Origin of the sequence: Listeria costaricensis (assembly GCF_900183385.1) — a bacterium.
GTDB classification, from domain to species: Bacteria; Bacillota; Bacilli; order Lactobacillales; family Listeriaceae; genus Listeria; species Listeria costaricensis.
The window spans coordinates 112749-138509 of sequence record NZ_FXUT01000008.1 but is presented as its reverse complement, the minus strand read 5'-3'; the positions used below and the strand labels follow the sequence as shown (position 1 = coordinate 138509).

The 25761-nt window shown below is 46.8% G+C and carries 23 protein-coding genes and 1 pseudogene; 2 read left to right on the top strand and 22 right to left on the bottom strand.

The window, feature by feature from the left end; all coding sequences use genetic code 11:
* Positions 1-180: 180 nt before the first annotated feature.
* From namA to CS921_RS07860, 12 genes and pseudogenes are all read right to left on the bottom strand, one after another.
* A complete protein-coding gene (namA, locus tag CS921_RS07915) occupies positions 181-1197 on the bottom strand; it encodes an NADPH dehydrogenase NamA (protein ID WP_099222678.1) in 1017 nt (338 codons plus the stop codon).
* Positions 1198-1217: 20 nt separating this feature from the next.
* The gene (gene whiA / locus CS921_RS07910; RefSeq protein WP_099222677.1) at positions 1218-2189 is read right to left on the bottom strand and encodes a DNA-binding protein WhiA; all 972 of its coding nucleotides are present in this window, start codon (positions 2187-2189) and stop codon (positions 1218-1220) included.
* A 22-nt stretch (positions 2190-2211) separates the two neighbouring features.
* Positions 2212-3162 (bottom strand): YvcK family protein, encoded by a 951-nt coding sequence (locus CS921_RS07905; protein WP_099222676.1) that lies wholly within the window; start codon positions 3160-3162, stop codon positions 2212-2214.
* 1 nt (position 3163) lies between these two features.
* Positions 3164-4039, bottom strand: a complete 876-nt coding sequence (gene rapZ / locus CS921_RS07900; RefSeq protein ID WP_099222675.1) for an RNase adapter RapZ — start codon at positions 4037-4039, stop codon at positions 3164-3166.
* An 82-nt stretch (positions 4040-4121) separates the two neighbouring features.
* The gene (locus tag CS921_RS07895) at positions 4122-5045 is read right to left on the bottom strand and encodes a DUF7638 domain-containing protein (protein ID WP_099222674.1); all 924 of its coding nucleotides are present in this window, start codon (positions 5043-5045) and stop codon (positions 4122-4124) included.
* 65 nt (positions 5046-5110) lie between these two features.
* Positions 5111-6841, bottom strand: coding sequence for a phospho-sugar mutase (locus tag CS921_RS07890; protein WP_099222673.1), 1731 nt, complete (start codon positions 6839-6841; stop codon positions 5111-5113).
* Positions 6842-6867: 26 nt separating this feature from the next.
* Complete coding sequence (locus CS921_RS07885) at positions 6868-7857, bottom strand: LacI family DNA-binding transcriptional regulator (RefSeq protein WP_099222672.1); 990 nt, start codon at positions 7855-7857, stop codon at positions 6868-6870.
* 137 nt (positions 7858-7994) lie between these two features.
* Positions 7995-9125: an aldose epimerase family protein gene (locus CS921_RS07880; RefSeq protein WP_240422324.1), complete on the bottom strand. Its 1131-nt coding sequence runs from the start codon at positions 9123-9125 to the stop codon at positions 7995-7997.
* Complete coding sequence (galT, locus tag CS921_RS07875; RefSeq protein ID WP_099222833.1) at positions 9064-10536, bottom strand: UDP-glucose--hexose-1-phosphate uridylyltransferase; 1473 nt, start codon at positions 10534-10536, stop codon at positions 9064-9066. The genes CS921_RS07880 and galT overlap by 62 nt, the downstream gene beginning before the upstream one ends.
* 21 nt (positions 10537-10557) lie before the next feature.
* Positions 10558-11538: pseudogene (gene galE, locus CS921_RS07870) on the bottom strand (UDP-glucose 4-epimerase GalE); the annotation flags it as partial.
* Between the two features lie 2 nt (positions 11539-11540).
* Positions 11541-12713: a galactokinase gene (locus CS921_RS07865; RefSeq protein ID WP_099222670.1), complete on the bottom strand. Its 1173-nt coding sequence runs from the start codon at positions 12711-12713 to the stop codon at positions 11541-11543.
* Between the two features lie 132 nt (positions 12714-12845).
* Positions 12846-13685, bottom strand: a complete 840-nt coding sequence (locus CS921_RS07860; protein WP_099222669.1) for a MurR/RpiR family transcriptional regulator — start codon at positions 13683-13685, stop codon at positions 12846-12848.
* A gap of 160 nt (positions 13686-13845) precedes the next feature.
* Here CS921_RS07860 and CS921_RS07855 point away from each other — a divergent pair, with 160 nt between their 5' ends.
* Positions 13846-14865, top strand: a complete 1020-nt coding sequence (locus CS921_RS07855) for a Gfo/Idh/MocA family oxidoreductase (RefSeq protein WP_099222668.1) — start codon at positions 13846-13848, stop codon at positions 14863-14865.
* Between the two features lies 1 nt (position 14866).
* Positions 14867-15856, top strand: coding sequence for a Gfo/Idh/MocA family protein (locus CS921_RS07850; RefSeq protein ID WP_099222666.1), 990 nt, complete (start codon positions 14867-14869; stop codon positions 15854-15856).
* A gap of 636 nt (positions 15857-16492) precedes the next feature.
* On the opposite strand, the gene trxB is transcribed toward CS921_RS07850, so the two are convergent.
* The 10 genes from trxB to CS921_RS07800 form a co-directional block, all read right to left on the bottom strand.
* The gene (trxB, locus tag CS921_RS07845) at positions 16493-17455 is read right to left on the bottom strand and encodes a thioredoxin-disulfide reductase (protein WP_099222664.1); all 963 of its coding nucleotides are present in this window, start codon (positions 17453-17455) and stop codon (positions 16493-16495) included.
* A gap of 75 nt (positions 17456-17530) precedes the next feature.
* On the bottom strand, positions 17531-18985 hold the full coding sequence (locus tag CS921_RS07840; RefSeq protein WP_099222662.1) for a tetratricopeptide repeat protein: 1455 nt from the start codon (positions 18983-18985) through the stop codon (positions 17531-17533).
* 147 nt (positions 18986-19132) lie between these two features.
* Complete coding sequence (locus CS921_RS07835; RefSeq protein ID WP_099222661.1) at positions 19133-19624, bottom strand: acyltransferase; 492 nt, start codon at positions 19622-19624, stop codon at positions 19133-19135.
* Positions 19625-19628: 4 nt separating this feature from the next.
* Complete coding sequence (ppaX, locus tag CS921_RS07830; protein ID WP_099222660.1) at positions 19629-20285, bottom strand: pyrophosphatase PpaX; 657 nt, start codon at positions 20283-20285, stop codon at positions 19629-19631.
* Between the two features lie 26 nt (positions 20286-20311).
* On the bottom strand, positions 20312-21148 hold the full coding sequence (gene lgt, locus CS921_RS07825) for a prolipoprotein diacylglyceryl transferase (RefSeq protein ID WP_099222659.1): 837 nt from the start codon (positions 21146-21148) through the stop codon (positions 20312-20314).
* A gap of 126 nt (positions 21149-21274) precedes the next feature.
* A complete protein-coding gene (gene hprK / locus CS921_RS07820) occupies positions 21275-22210 on the bottom strand; it encodes an HPr(Ser) kinase/phosphatase (RefSeq protein WP_099222658.1) in 936 nt (311 codons plus the stop codon).
* A 133-nt stretch (positions 22211-22343) separates the two neighbouring features.
* Complete coding sequence (locus CS921_RS07815; protein WP_099222657.1) at positions 22344-22694, bottom strand: phage holin family protein; 351 nt, start codon at positions 22692-22694, stop codon at positions 22344-22346.
* A 3-nt stretch (positions 22695-22697) separates the two neighbouring features.
* Complete coding sequence (locus CS921_RS07810; protein ID WP_099222656.1) at positions 22698-22901, bottom strand: PspC domain-containing protein; 204 nt, start codon at positions 22899-22901, stop codon at positions 22698-22700.
* 16 nt (positions 22902-22917) lie between these two features.
* On the bottom strand, positions 22918-24186 hold the full coding sequence (locus CS921_RS07805; RefSeq protein ID WP_099222655.1) for a DUF4097 family beta strand repeat-containing protein: 1269 nt from the start codon (positions 24184-24186) through the stop codon (positions 22918-22920).
* 74 nt (positions 24187-24260) lie between these two features.
* On the bottom strand, positions 24261-25538 hold the full coding sequence (locus tag CS921_RS07800) for a DUF4097 family beta strand repeat-containing protein (RefSeq protein WP_099222654.1): 1278 nt from the start codon (positions 25536-25538) through the stop codon (positions 24261-24263).
* Positions 25539-25761 lie beyond the last annotated feature (223 nt).

Here is a 25761-nt window from a genome sequence, read left to right as displayed (position 1 = left end):
CCATCATATATTTTTTTATATTTCAGTTTTACAGCTGGATCAAGTGGTCATTATATAGAGAAAAATGAAAAAAGAACCTAAAATCAAGCACACGCCATTTTTTAAATGATGGCTCTGTTACCTGCTTTTAGGTTCTTTTGTTTTTCAGTCTCCTAGCAAACTTTTTTAATCAATTGCTTTTTAACGCCAAGCTCTGCGATACTGTTCAGGCGCTTCGATTTTTTCGCCGAGTTCCAGTGCGGCATCTTTGGCAAAGTAAGGGTTACGCAACAATTCGCGGCCTACTATGATCAAGTCTGCTCGACCGTTGCCCAGTATTTCTTCTGCTTGGGCACCGCTTGTGATCATGCCAACTGCGCCTGTGGCAATCCCAGCGCCAGTACGGATCTGTTCGGCAAATGGTACCTGATAGCCCGGATAGCTGGTTGGAACAACGGGAACCAGACCGCCACTGCTGACGTCGATCAGGTCCACACCGTCCGCTTTCATCCATTTGGCAAATGGCACATAGTCCACCGCTTGCAGACCGCCGTGTGCATAATCGGTTGCTGAGACGCGCACGATTACTGGGCCGTCCCAGACTTCTCGCACCGCTTTGATAATTTCGCTGACGATGCGATAACGATTGCCGGCTGGGCCTCCGTATGCATCTTCCCTGCGATTGGTAATTGGTGATAGGAATTCATGCAGCAGATAGCCGTGTGCCGCATGCAGTTCGATCACATCAAAGCCTGCTTCTGCCGCCCGGTAAGCCGCTCTTCGGAAATCTGCTACCACTTCTTTGATTTCTTCTGTCGTCAGTGCTTCCGGCGTGCTGTAATCTTCACTATAAGCAAGACTCGATGGCGCAACGATTTTTCCAGCCAGCTCTGCTTTGCGGCCAGCATGGGCAAGTTGAATGCCGACTTTGGCACCATGTGCATGGACACCGTCTGTGATTCGTTTCAGTGCGGGCACCTGCTCATCACGCCAGATGCCTAAATCCTTCGTGGAAATCCGGCCGTTTTCCTGAACCGCTGTTGCTTCTAGCAGAACAAGTCCTGTCCCACCGGCTGCCCGAGATACATAGTGTGCCAAATGGAAGTCTGTGGCAATTCCGTCTTCCTTTTCGGCTGAATACATGCACATTGGGGACATCACGATTCGGTTTTTCAAAGTCACATCCTGTAATTGATAGCTGGAAAATAATTTCGACATCAAAATTCGCATCCTTTATCTTAATTTTGTGGAACCTTAAGTCCAATCTGTTGGGGCGATTCGCCGTTTCTAAGCCGCTCTGCCAGCTGGTCGATCTTGCGAAGTCGGTGGTTGATGCCTGATTTACTGATCGCACCACCGGGTATCATTTCGCCCAATTCTTTCAGTGAAACATCTTCATAGGTGATCCGGAGTTCTGCAATTTCACGAAGTCGCTCGGGCAGAGATTCCAGGCCGACCGTCTGCTGAATAAAGCGGATATTGTCGATTTGACGAACAGCCGCGTTGATCGTTTTGTTCAGATTGGCCGTCTCGCAGTTGACCAGCCGATTGACCGAGTTGCGCATGTCACGCATGATCCGCACATCTTCAAAGTGAAGCAGGGCTGTTGTGGCACCAATGATACTTAGAAACTCCGTAATCTTTTCCGCTTCCTTCAAGTAGGTGATAAAGCCGTTTTTTCGTTCGAGAATTCGCGCATTCAAATCGAATTGATTGAGCAGTGCACAGATGGCCTCGTTATGCTCTTCATAAACGGAAAAAATTTCGAGATGGTAAGAAGAGGTTTCCGGATTATTAACCGATCCGCTGGCTAGAAAGGCACCGCGTAGATAGGCACGCTTGGCACTGCGTTTTTTGACAAAGCCGCGGTCGATCGATTTGGTGAATGTGAAGCCCTCGCCAATGATGTGCAAATCCTCTAAGATTGGCTTGGCCTGTACTTTCAGCCGCACGATATAGACATTATTTTTTTTCAGTTTCATTTTTTTGCGTACTAGGAGCTCGATCGGCACATCGTACAGTCGCTTGAGCAGCTGGTACATGCGTCTTGCTATGGCCGCGTTCTCTGTTTGGACATCTGTTACCAGCAGGCCGTTTGAGAAAGAAATTGCCCCATTCATCCGAATAAAAGCAGATAGTTCCGCTTTCGCTTCGGCATCGGTTACTTCCATATTTGTCAGTTCTTTTTTTGTTTCCGAGGCAAATGACATCAGACCACGCTCCATTCATTCTTTACTTGGCGATCATCGAAAGCAGGGCATCTGCCACCTTGGTCGCATCATGACGCACTAGTCGATTTTCAGTTGACAAGAAGTCCGCATAGACCGCTTCTACGCCCAGCTTTTTGATTTTCTCCGCATCATGTGTGACTTGCGCGATATCATCTGGAAACAGAAGCGCGCGCGGCACCTCTGCCGTATTGACAAACATTTTATCAATAAAAGGTCGGCCAACATGATCGTGCAGCGCCTGCACATGATCGGCATCGCTGAAATCATCTGTTTCTCCGATCTGCGTTAAAATATTGGTGATATAGACTTTCGGTGCGCTTGAAGCAATTAGCGCCTGGGCCAGGTCCTTCACAAGCAGGTTTGGTAGCAAGCTGGTATACAGACTGCCCGGTCCAATCGAGATTAGGTCGGCATTTTTAATTGCTTCAATGGCCGTATCAAGCGGTTTAACATCGCTCGGCTCAATAAAGACTCGGTCGATATGCTTGCCCTGAAGCGGAATGATCGACTCACCAGTTACAATCGTACCGTCTTCCATTCGGGCGCGCAGGATTAGCGGCTGGTCGGTTGCTGGAATGACTTTACCGCGTATCCGAAAGACTTTTGACAAGACATCGATCGCATCCACATAGCTATCGTTCAGCTGCGAGAGTGCGGTCAGAATGAGATTGCCGATGACATGTCCCGAAAGATCGCCATCGACGGTAAAACGATATTGAAAAAGGTCGCTTAGCCGCGGGTCGGCATTGGATAGAGCAACCATGACATTACGAATATCACCAGGCGGCAGGACGTCCATTTGCTCACGGATCTTGCCTGAACTGCCACCATCATCTGCCACTGTTACAATCGCCGTCAAATTGACATCCCGTTTTTTCAGTCCCCGCAGGACGACTGGAAGGCCGGTTCCCCCGCCAATGACAACGATATTTGGCCGATTTTCTCTTTCCATATCAGCTTTCCTTTCTCCGCTTCATGTCCCGGTGACTAATGCCGGTCTCATATTTATTTTGAAGCGTTTTGCCGATATATTCTGTCAGTGCAACCGAACGATGCTGACCGCCTGTACAGCCAATCGCAACCAACAGCTGCGTCTTGCCCTCCCGCTTATAATACGGCAATGTGAAGAGCAGCAGGTCGACTACTTTGTCCAAAAACTCTTGTGTTTCCGGCCATTTCATCACATAATCATAGACTTCCTGGTCGCGGCCTGTCAGCGGACGCATCTTGTCGATGTAGTGCGGATTCGGCAGGAAGCGGACGTCAAAAACGAGATCTGCGTCGATCGGCAGGCCGTATTTGAAACCGAATGACATGACCTGCACATTGAAAACTTCCCGTTCAGAAGTCTTAAATTCCCGGTTGATTCGTTCCCTGAGCTCACGCGGCTTGAGGCTCGATGTATTGATGACCAGTTGTGCTCGGCCTTTCAGATCGCTCAGCATTTCCCGCTCAGCCTCGATGCCCTCTGTGATTGAGCCGGTCGGAGCCAGTGGATGGTGCCGTCTGGTTTCTTTGTAGCGCGAAACCAGCACCTGATCATCGGCATCAAGAAACAGAATTTTAGTTGTTATAAAAGAAGTATTGTCAAGTTCATCAAGGGCGGACTGAATCGAGTCGAAAAATTCCCGACCACGCAGATCCATAACCAGCGCGATCCGGTTCATCTTGCCGGATTCTTTCATCAGTTCCCAAAATTTTGGCAGTAAGGATGGCGGCAGATTGTCGACACAAAAGTAGCCCAGATCTTCAAGGGACTGCATGGCGACAGTTTTTCCTGCACCGCTCATTCCGGTAATAATAACAAGTTGCAATTGATTGGAAGCCATCAAGGACTCATCCTTTCTGTTTTTGCTATATCCTTTATTTTATCATATTGTCCGCTAGAAAGAACGAAAAATGAGTTATTGTTCAAACTTCCCGTTTCTCATCGCTGAATAAAATACGCCGATAGTCGCCATCCTTTGAGTCCATATCGCCCAAATACATCCGCTCGTGCTCTGGAATCGCCAAATAAGCCTTGCGCAGTTCTTCGCGGTAGAAATCTTCCGGATACTCTAAATACGCGTGATAGGCATCTCGGCATATTTGAAAACGGTCCTTGCCATTCAGCCGTTCATGTGCCATGAACAGCTCTTCGATTTTGTCTTCCAGCTCGATTGGGTAGTGATGTTCTGGATGACCAATCGTCGCTACTCCAAGCTCGCCAAGATGCACGACTAGCGGCTCCTGAAATTCGGTAAAGAAATCTCCGGCATGGAAACGCGTCTTTACTTCCGCGATATCCAGTGTCCATTCAAACGCCGAACAAGCGACCTGTACGAGTCCGCTTTTAAAAACAGCCACCCGCACTAGATAGTTTTCGTCATCCTTTTTGAAAAAGAACGGAATCGCTTCCCCAACTTCCGTGTCGTAGAACCAGCCGGGAATTTCATGATAGACTTTACTTTTCGCGGAAAGCCCTATTTTACGTTCTTTCCACAAGGCGCGCTCTTCCTCACTAAACGTGTACAGATTTTCCAGACGCGGATTCAGTTCTGCTACTTTTGCTTTGATCAGTTCCAAATAGCTTGCAGGCGTGTGTGCCCAATTGGCCGAAAGAATCTGATAGCTGCCAAGCCCGAAAATACTCAACAACTTGCCAGGCGGAACTTCTGTGACTACTTGCAGCCTTGGCTCTTGAAGCCTCGTCTCCATGCTGTTCAGATCTTCTAGATCCCACGCATTAATCAGCCCATCCTGATAGATTTCTACATGGGTAAAATGGTAGCCGCCATTTTCAATAATCCCACTGATTGTCGTTCCTTCGATGCGTTTTTGCCGTTCGATTTTCATGGTTGCCTCCTTCTTCAAAAAGGCACCTGCTGGTAAGCTTACCAGCAAGCGCCTCGACGAATGGTTTATTTTTCTACGCGTGCGACTAGATCATCACGGATGCGGCCCAGTTTTTCCAGACTGCTTTCCGGTGTGTCAGCCTTCACACTGAAATAGAATTTGATTTTTGGTTCTGTTCCAGACGGACGCAGGCAGAACCAGGAGCCGTCTTCCAGATAGAATTTTAGCACGTCGGCACGTGGCAGGTCGATCGGTGCCGTTTCGCCTGTTGTGACAAAGGTTGTTTCGCGGCGCAGATAGTCTTCCACGCGCGCCACTTTCACGCCGCCCATATCGGTTGGCAGGCTGTCGCGGAATGTCGTCATGATGGCCGCAATTTTTTCTGAACCGTCTTTTCCGCTCATCGTTAGGGAAACCAGATCCTCTTTATAGTAACCAAACTGTTCAAAAATAGCATCCAGCTCATCCGCCAGATTCTTGCCGCGCTGTTTGGCGTCCAGTGCCACTTCGGAAATCGCTAGCACCGCTTGAATCGCATCTTTGTCACGCGTGAACGGTTTGACCATATAGCCATTGCTTTCTTCATAGCCGAACTCAAATGTATGTGAGCCGCTTTCTTCAAAGTTTTTGATTTGTTCTGCGATAAATTTGAAGCCCGTCAGCACTTCGATCATTTGGACACCGTAATGATCTGCGATTGCTTTACCAAGGTCGCTCGTGACGATGGATTTCAAGACGGCTGCATTTGCCGGAAGCTCCTGCTGATTTTGCTTTTGTTTAAGTAGATAGTTCAAAATCAATGCGCCGATTTGATTGCCGGTGAAAACTTGATATTCCCCATCGCTCTTCCGGACTGCAACGCCCAGACGATCGGCATCCGGGTCAGTTCCTACCAAAATGTCGCCATCATATTTTTCTCCATATTGCATCGCCAGCTCGAAAGCTTCGTGGTTTTCAGGATTGGGCGACTTGACTGTTCCAAAATCAGGATCATTGACGAACTGCTCCTCGACTTTGATGATATTCGTAAAGCCGGCATTTTCAAGCGCCGGTACGCCAAGGACGCCTCCCGTTCCGTGCAGCGGTGTGAAGACGATTTTCAGGTCCTTGCCTTTCTCTGAAACCAGCGCCTGATTGACCGTCACTTCTTTCAGTTTTTCCAAATAAGGAATATCCACTTTGTCGCTGATCACTTCTAGCATGCCCGTCGTTTTTAGCTCTTCCACGTCGACTACTTTCACGCTGAAAATGTCTTGAATGGAATTGATATAGCTTGTGACAGCATCCGCGCCTTGTGGAGGCATTTGTCCGCCGTCCTCGCCGTATACCTTGTAGCCGTTATATTCTGGCGGGTTGTGGCTGGCGGTGATCATGATGCCGCTGAAGCAGTTCAGATAGCGAACCGCAAACGACAATTCCGGCGTTGGACGAAGCGCTTCAAAAACGTAGCTTTTAATGCCGTGCGCGCCGAGAACAGCTGCACTTTCATAAGCAAACTCCTGCGACATGTGCCGTGGATCGTAGGCAATCACAACGCCGCGTTTTTTCGCCTCTTCCCCATTTTCAGCCACATAGCGTGCTAGTCCGTCCGTTGCTTTGCGGATGGTATAGATATTCATGCGGTTGGTTCCGGCTCCGAGCACGCCACGCATGCCGGCTGTTCCAAATGCCATATTTTGATAGAAACTGTCTTCTAACAGCTTTTCGTCTTGTGCGATATTGGTTAATTGTGTGCGAAGTTCCGCATCCAATTTTTCATTGTCCATCCATTTTTGATATTCTTCTTGCCAGTTCATAGTCTGACTCCTTCCATTTCGATCTTTTAACAGCTTTTTCTTAAAATAAGTTCTGTGCCGATGATGACTTTTTTCATGACTTCCCGGTCTGTCTGAATGCGGTCTGTGAGTGATTCGACAGCCGTTTCACCCATCAATTCTGTATAAACTTTGACCGTGCTGAGCGGCGGATATACATATTTGGCGACACTGACATCATTAAAGCCGATCACAGCCACCCGTTCTGGTACAGCGATTTGCGCCTCCTGAAGGGCACGCAGCGCACCGATTGCAATCGAATCATTGGCCGCAAAAAAGGCTGTCGGCAGTTCGTCCGCTAGTTGAGTAATGGCTTGCTGCATCAGTTTATAGCCGGAATCGACGGCAAATTGGCCGCTAAAACAGTATTTTTCATCAAACAGCCCTCTAGCCGACAAGTATTCCTTGAAAACAGCCGACCGCTCGTCGCAAATGGTCGCCGAATGATCCGAAAAATCTTCCCGGCCGCCAAGAAAACCAATTTTCCGGTGTCCTTTTTGCAGAAAATATCCTAGCACCTCCTGCACGGCCTGCCGAATATCCACCACAACCGAGTCTACTTTTTGCGAACCCATATCCTGATCCGTCAAGCAAATTGGCTTGTTGAAGCTGAGCAGACGATGCATTTGCTGTTCGCTAAATTTGCCGATCGCAATAATTCCTTCCACACTATGTAAAAGTTCATCGTTACCGTCCTGAAAAACCCGCACGATCTGGTAACCCAGCTCACTCGCCTTTTTCTCAGCGCCCAGTCGGATGGCCAGATAGTAAAGATCCATCAATTCTTCTTTTTCCGTATACCACTGCACGATTGCAAGTTTGGCATTCTTCTTTTGGACCTTCTTCTTATGCTTCGTATAGTGCAGAGACTCAGCGACCTCAAACACCCGTTTTTTCGTCTCGTCACCAACCGAAAGCGTTTCATCGTAATTTAGTACACGCGAAACCGTCGCAATCGATACACCTGCTTTTTCCGCAATATCTTTAATCGTTGCCAAAATGTCACCTCCACAAACGCCGTACTTCCCCCTTTTGATTTTAACAGGTTCATACGGGTTCGTCTAATCCAAATTTTGTCCATGATGATGTCAAAAGCCACATTTTGCCGATCGAGAAGGCAATCTGTGGCTTTTTCTTATTTTTCAGCTGTTGTAAAACGAAAGACCGTGGTGGATGAAAATGGTCGACCCGGCCGCAGCTCGATACTCTCAAACGCTTCGTGGTGAACCGCATCCGGCAAGTGCTGTGTTTCAAGTGTAATCCCACCGTATGCTTCTGCAGGTATGCCGTCAATGCTAAAACTGCCGTCCAGTTTATTGCCACTGTAAATGACAACAGCCGGCTCTGACGTCTCCATCTCCACTTTCCGCCCCGAAAGCGGCTCATAAAGCACGGCCACCACTCTTGATGAATGGTCAAGCACGAACGGATGATCATAACCGCCCATCAACCGAATTTGCGGATCATCACTCACAAGCCCATCAGCAATGACGCGCGCCTCACGAAAATCAAAAACCGTCCCGCCAACCGACCGCAGCTCACCTGTTGGAATCGAATCCCGCCGCAAAACCGCATAGCGCGAACTGTCGAGCTGCAATTCATGCCCAGCCACCGACCGTTCCTGCGACCCCGTCAGATTGAAGTAAATATGATTCGTCGGATTATAAAGCGTCGGTGCATCCGTATCTGCCGAATAGGTGATCCGCCATTCATTCTGCTCATTCAGCGTGTAGCGGATGCAGGCGTGCAGATTGCCCGGATAGCCGTTCTCACCGGCCGGACTCACATATGTAAAAATCAGACTCGCCTGATCTGCTTGCTGTGCGGTCTCCACCTGCCAGATCTTTTTGCTGAAATTGTCCTTGCCGCCATGCAGTTGATTCATTCCTTCGTTGGCAGAAAGCGTATACTTCTTCCCGTTGAGCTTGAAAGAAGCCCCATCGATCCGTCCAGCCACTCGACCGACTGCCGCCCCAAAGTAAGGCGAAAAAGCAGGATAGTCGGCAAATTTGTCAAAGCCCAGTGCAACATTTTTAAAATGGCCTTCTCGATCCGGCACACGAATGGCCGTCACGACCGCCCCGTAGTTCAGTGCAGAAAGCGTCATCCCCGACTGATTGGTCAAATGATACTGAATGACCTCCTGCCCTTCAAAAGTTCCAAAAGTCTGCTGTTCGATTTTCATATCGATTGCTTCCTCCTCTTTAAAGCGTTTCAGTAAATCGCTCAAATCGCGCCCGGCCGAATGGCGTATCTTTATAAACACCCGCATCCTCCAGCACCCGCAGGAAAATCTTGCCCACCTCCTGCTGAACAACTGTTTTCACTTGCTCACGTGTAAGCCTTGGATGGGCTGCCTTGATTTTTTCAGCCCAATCGACGTGCATGGGTGCCATTTGATGCGCTTCTCCGAGTAGAAACTTTGAGACCTCTTCCAGCTCGGCTTTTAAACGACCCGGCAGGACGGCCAGCCCCATGACCTCGATCAGCCCGATATTTTCTTTTTTGATGTGCTGCACATCTGGATGCGGATGGAAAATGCCATCAGGAAAGGCTTCACTCGTCCGGTTATTTCGCAAAACCAGATCAATCTCAAACTGCTCATCGCGCCATCTGGCAATCGGTGTCACCGTATTATGCGGCTCCGTCGTATGTGCCAAAATATCCGCCTCTGGATCTGAATAAGCACGCCATTTTTCCAAAATATAAGTGGCCGCCTCAATCAACGCTTCTTTCTCCGTCCCGCTCAGTCGAATCACTGACATGGGCCACTGAACGATCTGTGCATGGACATCTGGAAAGGCCTCCATCGTAAAGTGCGATCTGGCAGCTGCTTCCGCCATTGCAAACGAATGAGCCCCGCCTTGATAATGATCATGTGCTAGGATTGAACCGCCGACAATCGGCAAATCCGCATTGGAACCGACAAAATAATGTGGAAACTGCTCGATAATCGCAAACAATTTGGCAAATGTCGATCGCTCAATCGTCATCGGCCGGTGCTCCTCCGCCAAAAAGATGCAATGCTCACTGTAATAAGCATATGGCGAAAATTGCAGCCCCCATTCCTCGCCAAGAAGCGGAAACCGGACGATCCGGTGATTCGTTCTCGCCGCATGATCCAGCCTGCCGCGGTAACCTTCATTTTCCACACACAGCGGACAAAGCGGATAGTTGCTCGACTTTTGCGTCCGCATTCTGGCAATATCTTTCGGATCCTTTTCCGGCTTGGATAAATTGATCGTGATCTCAAGCGCCCCATAATCCGTCTCCGAACGATAAACAATATTTTTACGGATTGCCCGCGTTTTAATATAGTCATTCTGCTGACTCAGCTGATAAAAATAGTCCGTTGCCGCCTTGGGATCCTCCACGTAGAGCGCCCCAAACCGATCCATCACTTCTGACGGCCGCGGTGTCACAAGGTCCATGATTTGGCAGGCAAAAATTTCCCGTTCCGCCTGTGAATCCGCCAACCTGCCATTCTGCACGCCAAGCTCAACCAGTTGATCGAGCAGCGTCAGCTTATCCACTTGCGCCGGTGCAGCCGCCTCCTCAAACTCATCCTCACCAAGAAGCGAAAGCAGCTTATTGCGGGTATAGATGGCATCTCGCACGTCCAACCCGTCTTTGATCGATGCTTCCAAAAATGCCGCTACCTTCTGACTGACTGACATTCCCGCTCTCTCCTTGTCTTTATAACCGTTCGGGTGTCCAGAATGCCAAGCCCACGCCGAAGCAATGATTTCTTTTACGTCTGTAAATTTAGGCGACCAGCCAAGCTCTCGTTTGATTTTATCCGAAGAAGCAATCAGCGTACTTGGATCGCCCGCGCGCCTTGGCGTCACTTTTGCCGGAATTTCCTTTCCAGTCACTTCACGAGCCGCTTCAAGCATTTCCTTCACCGAGTAACCTGCATTACTGCCCAAGTTGAAAATGTTGCTCTTGCCGCCGTTTTTCAGATATTCAAGCGCCAAAATATGCGCATCCACCAAGTCACTGACATGCACATAATCACGAATACATGTCCCGTCCGCAGTCGGATAGTCATCCCCATAGATTGAAAGTTCCGCACGCTCACCAAGCGCTACCTGCAAAATGATCGGCACAAGATGCGTCTCAGGGTTATGATCTTCCCCGATTGCGCCGCCTTCTTTCGCGCCAGCCACATTAAAATAGCGCAGCGATACGTAACGCGTTTGGTAGGCAATATCGCACCATTTCATCATTTTCTCCATGATCAGTTTCGTGTCGCCATAGGTGCTTTCTGGATTTGTTGCCATGTCCTCTGTAATCGGCACGCTTTCCGGTTCACCATATGTCGCCGCACTTGATGAGAAGACGATATTTTTAACGCCAAACTCTTCCATCACTTCCAGCGCGATTTGTGTTCCGTGAATATTGTTATTCAAATAGTCGAGCGGCTTTTCCATCGATTCCCCCACCAGTGAATTGGCAGCAAAATGGATCACACCTTCTACAGATTCTTTTTCAAAAACCGACCGCAAGAAAGCTTTGTCGCGAATGTCACCCTTATAAAAAACAGCTTCCGGATGAATCGCCTGCTTGTGACCCGTTTGAAGATTATCAACAACCGCCACCTGATACCCTTTTTCCACCAATCGATCCACCGCGTGGGAACCAATATAGCCTGCTCCACCTAATACTAAAACTGTCATGTTTATTCCTCCTCCAAGCTCTTGGCGCCGTCACTGATTTCCGCAATATAAAAATCAGCCGCATAGCCTACTTGTTTTTGATAAATCTCGCCAACATGTGCAATAAAAGCAGGGATTTTCTCTTCTTCTACAATGGCAATCGCGCAACCGCCAAATCCGGCTCCCGTCATTCTTGCGCCTAAAACGCCATCCGCCTGCCAAGCTGTTTCTGCGAGTACATCTAATTCTACACCAGTTACCTCATAATCGTCACGCAAAGATCGGTGTGAAGCATTCAAAAGTTCGCCAAATGCCGTCAAATTATTCGCCGTGAGTGCCTCTTTGGCCTGCAAAGTTCGCTCATTTTCTGAAACCGCATGTCTCGCCCGTTTCCGCAAAGTATCACTCGAAAGCCGATCGGCAAATTTTTCAAAAGTCGCCATATCAAGCTCTCCCAGCGCCTCAATTTCCACAAACTGTTGCAGCTCAGAAAGCGCCGCCTCACACTCCGCCCGTCGCTCATTATATTTAGAATCTGCCAGCTCGCGACGCTTATTCGTATTCATGATTACAATTTTTGCCGTGCCAAGTTTGACCGGTACCATTTCATAGGCCAAGGTATTGCAATCAAGCAAGATGGCCTGATCCTTCTTCCCTTTTCCAATCGCAAACTGATCCATAATCCCCGAAGCAACACCGATAAATTCATTCTCGACCTTTTTCCCCGTCAAAATCAGCTCCAGTCGCGTGGTCTCAAGCTGATACAGGTGTTCCAAAATAACGCCAGTCAAAACTTCAATGGACGCTGAAGAACTAAGCCCCGCCCCATTGGGAATATTTCCGTAAAAAAGAATGTCACAGCCAGTCGATATAGCATGCCCGGCTTCCTTTAGAAAATGAAACATGCCGATCGGATAGTTGCCCCAATTCTGCTCTTTTCTGTAAGCTAGCTCATCGATATTTGCCTCAATGATACCGATTTCAGGAAAATTTTCAGAATAGAGACGAATCCGCCCGTCTTCCCGCTTTTTCGCAATGCCATATGTCCCAATCGTGATCGAACAGGGAAAAACATGTCCGCCATTATAGTCTGTATGCTCCCCGATCAAATTAATACGCCCCGGAGCAAAAAAGCGCTTTCCATTTGTCACATCAAAAACTTGTTCAAATCGTTCCGTCAGCTGTTCTATTTGCATAAATCTTCCTCCTTCGCTTTTTCTTGCCCTTATCATAATACATTTAGTAAATTTTATCAATAGTTTTACTAAAATTTTATTGGTATAAAAAAATCGAATGAAGCAGCACTCTCCATCCGACGTATTTTTAAATTAAGATAAATCTTCCCGCTTCAATTGATGCGCCCGATTCGCCTCATAATCAATCTGATAAATTGTTGAAAACAGGACATTTAATGTATATTCAATCGCCATTTGGGAAGAGAATGTCGCGATTTTTTCCTGTTCATCACTCTCCAAACGCGGAATTTTCAAAAGAACATCCATCAATCCCGCTAGCTCTGTATCCGTATGAGAAGTAATCAGAATTTGCGGAACATGCTCCTGCTGCAAATACTGGGCCGCTTTTAAATCCTGATTGGACTTTGTTGTATAGCTGATAAAAAGTGCGCAGTCACGGCTGGTGATATTAGTCGTGTTGACCGCCCATTCGCTGCGGCTTGTGGCCAGGATGGGATACTTATTGATTTTCCAAAGCTTATTTTGAAAACTTTGCGCCCGAATCTGCGAATCTCCTGCTGCATATATAAAAATCCGGTCAGCCTCATAAAGCCGTTTTGTCGCAGTGAACAATGCCGCCTCGTCTAAAGACTGATAACTTTCCAGCAGCGTCTGATTTGTCAACTGCATCATATCTCGGCTGATTTTTTTAATGGATGTATCATACCGAAATGGCACATCGGGGTTGATCTCTGACAGCGCATAGTTGTTTTGCTCGACAAGTTTGATCAGTTGCACTTTCAGCTCCCTGAAACCACCAAATCCCAGCTTGCGAGCGAATCGAACAACGCTTGCATTGGAACTGTATGTGCGCGCGGCAAGCTCTTGAATCGTTAATTTTTCAATGCTTTCGGGATTTTTTTCGAGATATTCCATAATATTTTTATCGGCATCTGTCGCTTTTTTTAGCCTAAATAAGTCGTTAAACAGCATTTTCACAACCTCTTTCTGAACTTTTTTTCCACTTTTATCATTCTATTTCAGCATGAAAATGAACTTTTTTACCTAAATCCCCTAACACCAACGTCCACAATAGTTTTTCCATCCCGCTCCCGTTATAATGAAAGCAACAGTTAGAAATGGAGTGAATGTTATGTTAAAAATCGGCTACATCGGCAATGGAAAAAGCACCAATCGCTATCATTTGCCTTTCGTTCTGCAACGTGAAAATTTGCAAGTAAAAACCATCTATCGCAGAAACCCTGACCATGATTCGTGGCAAAAGCCGGATCATATTCATTATACAACGGATCTGAATGAATTACTGAATGATACGGAAATCGAACTGATCGTGATTACAACCCTGCAAGATTCCCATTATGAATATGCGAAACGGGCGCTCGACCATGACAAACATGTGCTGGTTGAAAAGCCATTCATGCTGACAGCTGCACAGGCGGAGGACATTTTCAGCTATGCCAAGCAAAAAGGGCTGATCGTCCAGTGCTATCAGAACCGCCGTTTCGATTCCGATTTTCTGACGGTTCAAAAAGTGATCGAAAGTGGCAAACTAGGTGATCTGCTAGAGGTCGAAATGCACTATGACTATTTCCGTCCAGAGGTCCCCGAAAATACACATCACTTTGATCCCTATGCCAGCTTTTTATACGGTCACGGCTGCCATACACTCGATCAGGTCATCAGCTACTTCGGCAAACCAGATTCCGTTCACTACGAGGTTCGGCAGTTGCTTGGAAGCGGTCGACTGAATGACTACTTCGATTTGGATCTTTTTTACGACCGTTTGAAAATCTCCGTCAATTCCAGCTACTACCGGATCAAACCGCGGCCAAGCTTTGTCGTTTACGGAAAAAACGGCATGTTTGTGAAAGAAACCAAAGATCGGCAGGAAGAACATCTGAAATTATTTTATCTGCCGGAAGGGCATCCTGATTTCGGTCTTGATCTGCCGGAACATTACGGCACACTGACCTATTTGGATGAAAATGGGCTCTATCACGAGGAAAAAGTCCCCTCTGAAAAAGGCGATTACGGGCGCATTTATGATGGTCTCTATGAAATGATTCGCCATGGTGCTGCCAAAATTGTTCGCGATGAAGAAACTTTGCTGCAAATGCAGATGCTCGAAACGGGTATAAAGGAGTGTCACTAAAATGAGGCTAGGTATTATCGGGCACGGCATGATCGTGCAAGACGTGCTGCCTGTTTTGGAGAAAATTCCGGAGATTCAATTAGCCGCAATCTATGGCCGTCCATCTGCCGGGGAACATTTGGCCGAATTGCAGAATAAATTCGGGCTTGCAGCAGTATTTACTGATTGGGAGGCCTTTCTGGCGGAGCAGACGATCGACACGGTTTACATTGCGCTTCCGAATCATCTCCACTTTTCATTCGCCAAGCAGGCACTTCTGGCTGGCAAGCATGTCATTTGCGAAAAGCCTTTCACGAGTAACCTGGCTGAGCTGGAGGAACTGGCAGCCGTCGCGGAGGCAGGTCATCTGCTGCTACTCGAGGCGATCACCAACCAATATTCGCCAAACTACCAAGCGATTCGGGAACAGCTGCCCAAAATCGGCCCGGTCAAGATTATTCAGGCCAATTATTCCCAATATTCCTCGCGCTATGATGCTTTCAAGGCAGGGACAATTCTGCCGGCTTTTGACCCGGCCAAGTCTGGCGGTGCACTGATGGACTTGAACAGCTACAATCTGCACTTTCTGGTCGGGCTGTTTGGTCGTCCGAAGCGGCTCGACTATGCGGCCAATCTGGCTCAGGGCATTGATACATCTGGGATTTTGTCGCTCGACTACGGGGCGTTCAAAGCCGTTCTGATCGGGGCAAAGGACTGTGCAGCCACGTCTAGTGTCACCATTCAAGCTGAAAACGGCACACTTGAGGTAAATGGACCCGCAAACACGGTGCCGAGTGTGACCTGGACAGATCGCATTTCCGGCGAAAGCAGCACGATTGATCTGCGCACAGAGCCGCACCGCATGTATGATGAATTTGTCGCCTTTGCCAAAATCATTGATCAGCAGGATTTCACAGCCGCCAAAGCAGCCCTTGCCCACAGTCTGACAGTGATGGAACTGCTCACTGAAGCTCGAAAGTCTGCCAGAATGAAATTTCCTACTGACGCCTAATAGCAAAAATAAAAAGGGCGCTTCATCATATCACTCAAAATAAGAGAAGCTAAAATCAAGCATTAGAGACCCATTTCCCAAAATGGATTTTGCTTCATTTCAGCTTCTTCTTTTCAAATACCCATCCAATCGAGCCTGAATTTTTCCCATCCTAAAAAAATTTATTCCCCACTAAATCAAATTTTCATCTAACAAAACCCATCCATATTTCCAGCTACATGAACATTTTTAAACTTTCAATTTTTCCTGATAAATAGCCCCTCTAACACCTTTTCCATTGGATGCTATAATTTAAAAACAGCCGTATAGTGGACGAGATGGTGGCTAAATCCCTAGTATCGGGGGTGATGCCTATGCTTGCATGTGTAGTTGACCTCCCCGAAAGAAGTTAGACTTTGTCTGTGTTTGAAGCGCTGACCTTAATGATCGCCTCTCTGACATTGGCTGTGCTAATACTCGACTCTGATTACAAGCAAAAAAAATAATCATCTTTACACTTTGACGAGTAGGAAAGATGATTATTAAAAACCTATAGTCACCGTCTTTGAAACGGTACTACTGTAAGGAGTCATGTTCGCGCATGGCTCTTTTTCTATTTCATTCTAAACCATGGTATATATTTGCAAACCTGCTATTTTACTTATTCACTTCAAGCCCAGCAAGTTCTTCTTTTAATTCTTCCACATATTTCTGTGCATTTTGACCAGCGAGACCGCCGTCACCTGTTGCTGTCACAATTTGACGCAAAGATTTCACACGCGCATCGCCTGCTGCAAAAATACCGGGAATACTTGTACGCATTTCTTCGTCAGTGATAATGTAGCCCTCTTCATTCGTAATACCCAAATCGCGGAAAGCACCTGTGAGCGGTACAAGTCCCACATAGATGAACACGCCGTCTGCCGCTACTTCCTGCTTCTCACCCGTTTTTCTGTTCACAAGACGCACGCCCGTCACTTTATTCCCGTCACCCACGATTTCTTCCACGCCGGCATCCCAGATAAAGTCGACCTTCTCATTCTTAAAGGCACGATCCTGCAAAATTTGCTGTGCACGCAATTTGTCACGGCGATGGACGATCGTCACTTTGCTTGCATAACGCGTCAAATACGTTCCTTCTTCAACAGCCGAATCTCCGCCGCCAACAACGATCAGTTCGCGATTTTTAAAGAAAGCCCCATCACAAACTGCACAGTAGGAGACTCCGCGACCGCTAAGTTCTTCTTCTCCCGGCGCGCCCAGTTTTTTATGCTCAGCCCCTGTTGCAAGGATGATAGCACGCGCTTTATAGCTTTTAGAACCGGCATGAACCGTTTTGAATTCCTTGCCGTCCTCAATGCCTTTGATATCTCCATAGGCATATTCTGCGCCAAACTGCTTGGCACCGCTCAACATTTTATCTGATAGGTCAGGACCTAAAATGCTGTCAAAACCCGGATAGTTTTCAACCTCCGCCGTGTTGACCATTTGCCCTCCTGGAACGCCTCGTTCAATCATTAATGTATCTAAATCGGCACGCGAAGTGTAAAGCGCTGCCGTCATACCAGCAGGACCCGCTCCGATGATAATCACATCATAAATTTTTTCTTCACTCGTCATGTCCCTGTCCTCCTCGTCTACCTTTTCATGTATCCCAAGCTTAATACGAAACGTGTGAAACGTCTATTGATCTGCTCAAGATTGAAATGGCAGAATGTCGTGCGCATCAACTTCCAGTATCCGCGCCGCTTCTTCAGTTGTCTTTTGGAAAAAATAAACATAACACGCGGCCGCAAGCTCCCGCAAATCACGCGCTGTATAATCTTGCTCCGCGCCACTAAACCAGCTGACCATTGCTCGAAAAGCCGCCAGATTCGACCGGTTCAGCCGAATGCCCTGCGCCCGATACAGCGTCCAAATGTCGACCAGCCGGGCACAATTTTGCTCATAAAGGTCTGGCAAATATTCAAATTCCGTCATAATCAGGTGCTCCACATAGCTCCACTGGCTCATATCGAAAAGCGGATGGAACAGCATGATTTCTGCCCGCGCCGCCGAAACGGAAAGCGCATAGACGCCCAGCAAATGCAAGTCCGGCTCCTCTGCATGGAGTAGCTCCAACACGACCTCCGCGTCATCTGCAAACTCCGCCTGACTCTGCCACGGAAAGGCCTCCCGTTCATAAACATCCAGCGCCAAAAAGTGCTCCCACATCATTTCGGCTTCTTCAAACCGCTCCAAATAGAATGCCGTTTTAGCCCGATAATAATAAAATTTAGGCCGTTCACTGACTTCCAAATCCTCCACGTCGATGAAAAGCGCCCATGCCGCCTTATAATTTCCCACCATGGCATGAATGATCGCCAGTTTTTCGCGGTGGTGAATCAGGATGGGCACGACGGCTTCCAGCTGCGAATAAAGCGCTCCCGCCTGCTCCTTGTCCCCTTTGAAATAGTAATAAGTAAACAGATCGGCCAACCCCAGCAAGTTGCCCGGCGACCGGTCCAGCAGCAGATTAAGCGTCTTGAGCGCCTCAGCTTCCTTGAACTGTTCAAAATAGAGCGCCGCCAGCTGATTGTAAGCCGGCCAAAAATGCGGCTTCTCATCGATCACTTTTTCAAGGATTTTGCAGGCCGACACATTATCCTCTTCCGCCAGATACTGATTTAATTCTTTTTTATAATCATAAAATTCTTGTTCAAATTTTTGAAATTTATTTTCGGCCGATTCACCGATTGGCATTTCTTCCAGCAGCACATTCATCAAATCCTCCGCCTCGTCCTGGTACTCACCCTCCGGCTCAAGGTCCAGATAGCGGCCCGCGTACTGCATGGCACGGCGAAAATCTTTCAAATAGGCAAAATTATTTGCGATAAAATAGTAGCAATAATTCATTTTCGGATCGAGCGCCTCTAAAATTTTGCGCAACAGCTGATTGGACTTATGAAATTGCCCGATCTCCGTATAGCAGATCGCCAGCTGGCACAAAATGATCGGCTCTCCCGGTTCCAGCTCACTGGCCCGTTTTAAATAATGGATCGCCTCTTTCATTCGTTCTTCGCGAAACGCCGTGATCCCGCGTTCAAAATAAAAATGCCCATTGGGGAGAAAGTGGATTACTTTAGCCGTATCTGATTTATCTTTCTTCATTTTCTCCCTCCGTTCTTTCTTCTGGTATGAGTATATCACAGTTTAAAAGTGCGTCAATCCCCCATCAAAAAAAGACCCGCAAGCAGCAGCGCATCCCTTCCACCCAGCGGTCGAAAAACATGCCCATTTGCCAATACTTCCGAGTCTTTATTTACTACGTTCTTTAATTTGAAGCGGGTTGCCGACTGCAAAAGCGCCCGCCGGAACACTCTTTGAAACAACTGCTCCTGCCGCAATCACAGCCCCATCGCCAATCGATACCCCCGCAAGGATTGTCACATTCGCACCGATCAGCACTTCACTGCCAATCAGCACCTCGCCGACCCGATACTCATGCGGTAAATATTCATGCGTCAAAATCGTTGTGTGGTAGCCAATCACTGTATTCTCGCCAACGTGAATCTTTTCTGGAAACAATAAATCGGGCGTCACCTTGAATGCAAAAGCCGTTTTAGCCCCAATTTCCATCCCGAGACATTTGCGATACAGCCAGTTTTTCCCCGCCATAAACGGAAAAAAGCGGCAAAACTCGATGACCAGTGTATTTTTCAACGTCCGCCAAAACGACACTGTTTGATAAATGTGAAATAACGGATTTTCCTGTTCTTTTTTAGGGGCAAAATATTCGAGCCGCCTCATCCGCTTAGTCCTCCGATTGCCGGACAATTTCCAGCAGGTCGCCCATTTTATGAAGCATATAGTCGGGATGGTACTCGTTCAAATAATCCGCACCCTTGATCGCCCAAGCCACGCCGGCCGTCGCAGTCCCTGCATTTTGCCCTGCCAGAATATCATGATAATTATCACCGACCATGATCGCTTCTTCCGGTGCTGCATTCAGAAGAGAAAGCGCCATATTAATGCCTTCAGGATCTGGTTTCGCCTGTTGAACCTGATCCAGCCCGATCACCACTTGGAAGAACTTGTCCAGCCCTGTCACCTTCAAGCCATGAACAATCACATCATAGCCCTTCGTTGAGACGACGCCCAGCTTGAAATCCTCCTCATAAAGGGCACGAATCCCTTCATAAACACCGTCATATTCCAGTACCAACTCGTCATGATGGGCCCTATTAAACGACCTGTAGAAATCCACCATTTCATCCACCCGGTCAGGCAGCACACTGGCAAAAGACTCCGTAATCGGCGGGCCAATAAACGGCAGAATATCTTCCCGCGAAAAAACCTGATCCGGTAAAAATTCTTTGAATGTCGCTTCAAAAGTAGCAATAATCAATTCATTCGTATTGATCAGCGTCCCATCTAAATCAAAAAGCAATGTCGTCCATTTTTTTGTCATGATTTCGTCCTTTCTGAAACAGTCAGTTATTTTTTCTGCGGCACCGGTCCGAATTTATCTTCCATATAATATGGTGGATTCATCTTCACACGCCGATAAATGATGATGCCAATCGAACCAGCGATCAAAACGAGCGACAATAATTGTGACACGCGGATATCCCCCCACATCAGACTGTCCGTCCGCATCCCTTCGATAAAGAAGCGACCAAAAGCATACCAGATCACATAACTCAGGAAAAGCTCGCCACGACGCAGTTTCACCACACGGCGAATGATCAGAAGAACGATAAAGCCGATCACATTCCAAACACTTTCATAGAGAAACGTCGGCTGATAGTAAGTACCATCTATGTACATTTGATTAATGATAAAGTCCGGCAAGTGCAGATTTTCAAGAAAAGTCCGTGTCGTCGCAGCCCCGTGAGCCTCTTGATTCATAAAGTTGCCCCAGCGACCGATCGCCTGTGCAATGATCAAACTAGGCGCCGCAATATCCGCCAGCTGCCAGAATGAAACCTTCTTGATTCGCGAAAAAATAATGGCCGTCCCAACAGCGCCGATCAAGGCCCCATAAATCGCAATACCACCATGCCAGATCTTCACAATTTCCGATAAATTATCCTTGTAATAACCCCATTCAAATATCACATAGTAGATGCGCGCGCAAATGATTGAAATTGGAATCGCCCAAATCAGGAGATCTACAAACAGCTCACTGTCGATGCCGCGTTTTTTTGCCTCCCAGAGCGCTAAAAGAAGTGCCACAATGACCGCACATGCAATAATAACCCCATACCAGCGAACCTCAATACCACCAATTTGAAAAGCCACCGGATCGAGCGGCTGAATTGAATTTCCCATGATTCTCCTACTTTCTTCAATTGTATTCCTTCTAATAGATATGATTTTACCATTTTTACAATAAAAAGAAAAGAAGCTTGTTTAAAAAATCCGGATTTTCTCCTTTCAAACAAGCTTCCCTACTACTCAATCATTCATGCTGTTGTCGCTAATCAGGTTGTTCAAGTCCTGTGTAAACCGTTCCGCCGCATTATATCCCATATTCTTCAAGCGGAAATTCATCGCCGCCACTTCAATAATAACTGCCAAATTTCGCCCTGGTCGAACCGGCACGGTAATTTTCGGCACATCCATATCAAAAATCCGTGTCTTTTCTTCATCCAGTCCAACACGATCATAATGTTTTTCCGGATCCCAATTTTCCAAATGGACAACCAGTGTAATTTTCTTACTGGACCGCACTGCACCCGCACCGAACAGCGTCATCACATTGATGATCCCCAAGCCACGAATCTCAAGCAGATGTTCAATAATCGCCGGCGAGGAACCAATCAATGAAAGCTCATCCTCCTGCCGAATCTCCACATTGTCGTCTGCCACCAACCGATGTCCACGCTTCACAAGCTCAAGTGCCGTCTCACTTTTCCCAACACCGCTGCCACCAGTGATGAGCACACCCAGTCCATAAATATCCACCAGAACACCATGCATGGAAATAACAGGCGCCAGCTTGCTTTCAAGAAAATTCGTAATGTAAACAGAAAGCCGCGTCGTCTTCATCCGAGAGCGAAGAACCGGAATACCCGCCTCACTGGCTGCCTGAAGAAGCTCTTTTGGCGTCTCAAGATTGCGCGACACGACAAAAGCCGGCGTTCTGCTCGTACACATCTGCCGGTAACGCTTCAAACGCTCCGCCGCCTCCATTCCTTCCGAAAAAGAAATTTCCGTCATTCCAAAAAGCTGAATCCGATCTTCCGGATAGTAAGAGAAGAAGCCTGTAAGCTCAAGCCCCGGTCTCGATAAGTCACTTGTTAAAATAGGACGACTCAATCCTTCATCAGCACAAACCACTTCCAAATTAAGCCTCTCCTGTAAATCCTTCACTGTTACTGATTTCGTCATGCAAGTATTCCCTCCATTACGGGTTGTTTTTAACTGCTATCACCATTTTACCATTTAAGCCGCTGGACGAACAGTTCTTTCTTAGCCATAAAAAAAGTTGAATGCGCGGAACGTTCCGTCACATTCAACTTCTTTATTTTCGATTGTCCCAGAGTACTGAGTTGATGATCATATTTGCAAAAGCCATTAAGGCTGCTAGAATCAACGCTGTTCCAAATCCATCAATCACAAATGAGCTGCCCATAAAATACGTAGTGAGCTCAAGCATGAGGGCATTGACGACAAAAGTGAACAACCCGAGCGTGAAAATATTGATCGGCAATGTTAAAATCAGCAGAATCGGCCGAATCAACATATTCAAGACTGCCAGTATAAAGCTGGCAAGCAGTGCTGTCATAAACCCGTCAACATGGAAGCTGGAAAAGAATCCCGACAAAGCTACAAACAAGACTGCATTAATAAGTACTCCGACTAACCACCGCATTTTTTAAAAATCACTCCAGTTCGCTTCCGTATCCTTTGGCATAATGAGCGCTGCAACGATGTATAAAACAACGCCAGTAAAAGCAAACAGTCCAAAAATTGCCCAAACGATACGAACAATCGTTACATCGATCCCCAAATATTCTGCTACACCGCCACATACACCAGCTAGCATTTTTTGGTTACTTGATTTCCGTAACTTTTTCATTTTTACTCCTCCTATCTTATCGTTTTTCGCTTTCGACTTCAACCACTTTGATAATGCCGTTTTCTACTTTCGCCTGCAAAGTACCCGTGCTGATTTCTTCGGCATTTTGTGTAAATACAAGTGTCCGTTCTGTATCGTCCCAAATTTTAGCATTTTTAAGGTCAAACATGATTTTTTCACGTTTTGTATGAAGGGTTCCATCCACATTCCAGCTGGCCGGCAAAGCAATTTTAATATCGCCATGCGGTGCGGCTAGATCGACTGAAGTGGCGCTGTCATTTTGGAGAAGAAATTCCACATCGCCATTTTGCGACTTGGCAGCAGCAGTCAGATAGTTTCCTTCCAAGACCACATCGCCTTTCGCTGTTGTCATATCGACATTTTCGACACTGCTTTTCTGAAAGTAAATTTCGCCATCTGCCACCTCAGTGCTGAGAAATTTCCCACTTGCACCTTTTGAACGGACATCACCATGACGTAATTTCACAATGGCATCTTCAACCGCAATATCATCATATTTCAAATTCCCGTTCAGGAGTTGAATTTTCACTTGTTCAAACAGACGTTTTGGTAAAGTCAACACAATATCTGTCTTCAAAATATCTTTTTTCGACTCAAAAACAAATCTATCGGTACTAATATCAAGCATCGTTTGGGCAAAAAAGTAGTCCCAAAGCTGTTCTTCATTCAACTGGCGAATCGAACGCGCTTTTTCATGTACAGCCAAAACGACACGCATTTTCACATCTTCTTTTTCCCAGCTGCGAAGTGTCACATTCCCTGTCGCAATCCGCAAAGTCAGATTTTGGAAAGTGGTCGCTTCAAAATCAAATTCCCGAACTGGACGTGTCCGTGATGTTTCATTCGGTCTGGCACTTGCCATCCCCTGCTGTCTACCCACATGCTCACGGCTGCGATCGACGCGTTCCATATGACGTTCATGGTGTGCTTTATTATGACGTTGCACTCTATCCATATGCTCTCTGCGACGCTGTTGTGCACGTTCATAATGCTCTCTACGACGCTCATTAGCATTGTAGCGTTTTTCTTCTACACGACGGCGATGGTGTTCAATGACTTCTTCCGTACTTGTATTGTCAGAAGGAATCACAAACAGGGCAATAATGTAGGCGATCACTGCAATACCCGTTTTCATGGTGATAATCGCCACCACAATAAAAATCAAACGGAGAAGCGTCGCGTCAATCCCTGTATATTCGGAAATTCCTCCGAACACACCGCCGATTTTGCGATCGATACGGGATCTTTTCAGTTTTTTGTCCATGTTCCAGCTTCCTTTCCTTCATGATTTATTGATACTGGGAAGCGGTCGTTTATAAGCCGCTTCCCAGCTTAGGTTTATTTTGCCTCGCGAATTTTCACACTGCCAGTTGTTGTTTCCCCTTCAATTTTCAGGGAAGCCGCTGATCCTACTGGGAGCTTCGTAAAAATCATCGACTTGCTGACCGATTCTGTTTTGGAATCAAGGACTTCTGCTTCTTTCACATCAAGGAACAGCTTGCCAAGGTTGGTATTGAGGCGTCCTTCCAGCCCTAATTCTTTCGGCACCACAATCTCAACATTTCCAGCACCTGTTCTTGCTTTTACAAAGGCAGCTTCTTCGCCCAATTGCTGATAGTTGACATTGCCATTCTTCGTGATCATGTTCGTCGAATAGTAGTAACCTTTCGCAGCCACATTGCCATTGAATGTCTTCAAGGAGATATCCCGGACATTCCCATTTTGTACGCGGAGATTGCCATTGATCGACTCGATTTCAGCAAGCGTCGCCTGCAAGGTGCCCACACTGATATTACCGTTTGTTGTTTTAGCAAACAAATCGCGGCCAGTAAGTTCATCAATATGGAAGTTCCCGTTCAGCAGTTTAACGGAAACATAGTCATATTCGCGGCGCGGCAAGTAGACAGTCAGATTGGTAACGATTTGTTTAGATTTCGATTCAAAACGCAATGTTTCTTCATCGACACGCAAAGTGGTTTTATCAAAAAATACTTTCATTGCTTCTTCTTCTGGATATTCTTTAAATAGTTTAATCATCGCATGGACGGTTAAATCATCATTATCAGAAGGCTTGAACTCGATATTTCCGTTGGCCACTTCAAATTCTAGAATTGATAAAGTTGTATCATGATAGACAAAGTCGCGTTCTAATTTTGTAGAAGTTAGGAACGGGAACGGCATATCTTTCACTTGATTGAAAGCACTGCTTAGGAATGAACCGATTTTTTCGCCCGCCTGCGATAAGTCGTTCATCATGTTTTTCATTGATTCATCGCGTTTTTCCTGTGCTTGTTCGTCTCTTTGCGGACGTTCCTGCCGGTCATGAGCGCGATAATCATTTTCTGCTTGACGATATTCTTTCTTCGGACGTTTCGCCTGTTTCGGGGCGCCTTTATACGGGTTCCCTTGTGAATTCCAACCGTGACTGTAGTCAAAAGATTGTTCTGGTTGTTCTTCTGGTTCAGGGCGTTGTTCCGGCTGTGCTCTGCGAATATTTTCAGAAGCAGCCGTCTTTCCTTCTTTTTTTGAAATATTTTCAAGCAATGTCAATGCTTCTTCTGTCGAGATAATACCTTGCTTTACAAGTTCTAAAATACGTTTGCGTTCATTTTCCATCTTTCAATTCCCTCCTAAAGATCTTGATTTCATTAAACAAAAAATAAGTAAGCGTTTGGCTGATAGTGCTTGTCAAACCGTCTTAAAAATCGTGTTGGCCATGTGTTCATTGATTTTCGTCTTAACGAGACAGTGTTGCTTTCAAGAAAGTGCCACGCTTCTTCTGGTGAGATCACACCATTTGCAGTTGTTCTAAAATACGTTTGCGGGGCGGGGCATCTCA

Bases quoted from the DNA above. Each gene is read 5' to 3' on its own strand.
- namA (WP_099222678.1), bottom strand. From the start codon at position 1,197: ATGTCGAAATTATTTTCCAGCTATCAATTACAGGATGTGACTTTGAAA.
- whiA (WP_099222677.1), bottom strand. From the start codon at position 2,189: ATGTCATTTGCCTCGGAAACAAAAAAAGAACTGACAAATATGGAAGTA.
- CS921_RS07905 (WP_099222676.1), bottom strand. From the start codon at position 3,162: ATGGAAAGAGAAAATCGGCCAAATATCGTTGTCATTGGCGGGGGAACC.
- rapZ (WP_099222675.1), bottom strand. From the start codon at position 4,039: ATGGCTTCCAATCAATTGCAACTTGTTATTATTACCGGAATGAGCGGT.
- CS921_RS07895 (WP_099222674.1), bottom strand. From the start codon at position 5,045: ATGAAAATCGAACGGCAAAAACGCATCGAAGGAACGACAATCAGTGGG.
- CS921_RS07890 (WP_099222673.1), bottom strand. From the start codon at position 6,841: ATGAACTGGCAAGAAGAATATCAAAAATGGATGGACAATGAAAAATTG.
- galT (WP_099222833.1), bottom strand. From the start codon at position 10,536: ATGTCAGTCAGTCAGAAGGTAGCGGCATTTTTGGAAGCATCGATCAAA.
- CS921_RS07865 (WP_099222670.1), bottom strand. From the start codon at position 12,713: ATGCAAATAGAACAGCTGACGGAACGATTTGAACAAGTTTTTGATGTG.
- CS921_RS07860 (WP_099222669.1), bottom strand. From the start codon at position 13,685: ATGCTGTTTAACGACTTATTTAGGCTAAAAAAAGCGACAGATGCCGAT.
- CS921_RS07855 (WP_099222668.1), top strand. From the start codon at position 13,846: ATGTTAAAAATCGGCTACATCGGCAATGGAAAAAGCACCAATCGCTAT.
- CS921_RS07850 (WP_099222666.1), top strand. From the start codon at position 14,867: ATGAGGCTAGGTATTATCGGGCACGGCATGATCGTGCAAGACGTGCTG.
- trxB (WP_099222664.1), bottom strand. From the start codon at position 17,455: ATGACGAGTGAAGAAAAAATTTATGATGTGATTATCATCGGAGCGGGT.
- CS921_RS07840 (WP_099222662.1), bottom strand. From the start codon at position 18,985: ATGAAGAAAGATAAATCAGATACGGCTAAAGTAATCCACTTTCTCCCC.
- CS921_RS07835 (WP_099222661.1), bottom strand. From the start codon at position 19,624: ATGAGGCGGCTCGAATATTTTGCCCCTAAAAAAGAACAGGAAAATCCG.
- ppaX (WP_099222660.1), bottom strand. From the start codon at position 20,285: ATGACAAAAAAATGGACGACATTGCTTTTTGATTTAGATGGGACGCTG.
- lgt (WP_099222659.1), bottom strand. From the start codon at position 21,148: ATGGGAAATTCAATTCAGCCGCTCGATCCGGTGGCTTTTCAAATTGGT.
- hprK (WP_099222658.1), bottom strand. From the start codon at position 22,210: ATGACGAAATCAGTAACAGTGAAGGATTTACAGGAGAGGCTTAATTTG.
- CS921_RS07815 (WP_099222657.1), bottom strand. From the start codon at position 22,694: ATGCGGTGGTTAGTCGGAGTACTTATTAATGCAGTCTTGTTTGTAGCT.
- CS921_RS07810 (WP_099222656.1), bottom strand. From the start codon at position 22,901: ATGAAAAAGTTACGGAAATCAAGTAACCAAAAAATGCTAGCTGGTGTA.
- CS921_RS07805 (WP_099222655.1), bottom strand. From the start codon at position 24,186: ATGGACAAAAAACTGAAAAGATCCCGTATCGATCGCAAAATCGGCGGT.
- CS921_RS07800 (WP_099222654.1), bottom strand. From the start codon at position 25,538: ATGGAAAATGAACGCAAACGTATTTTAGAACTTGTAAAGCAAGGTATT.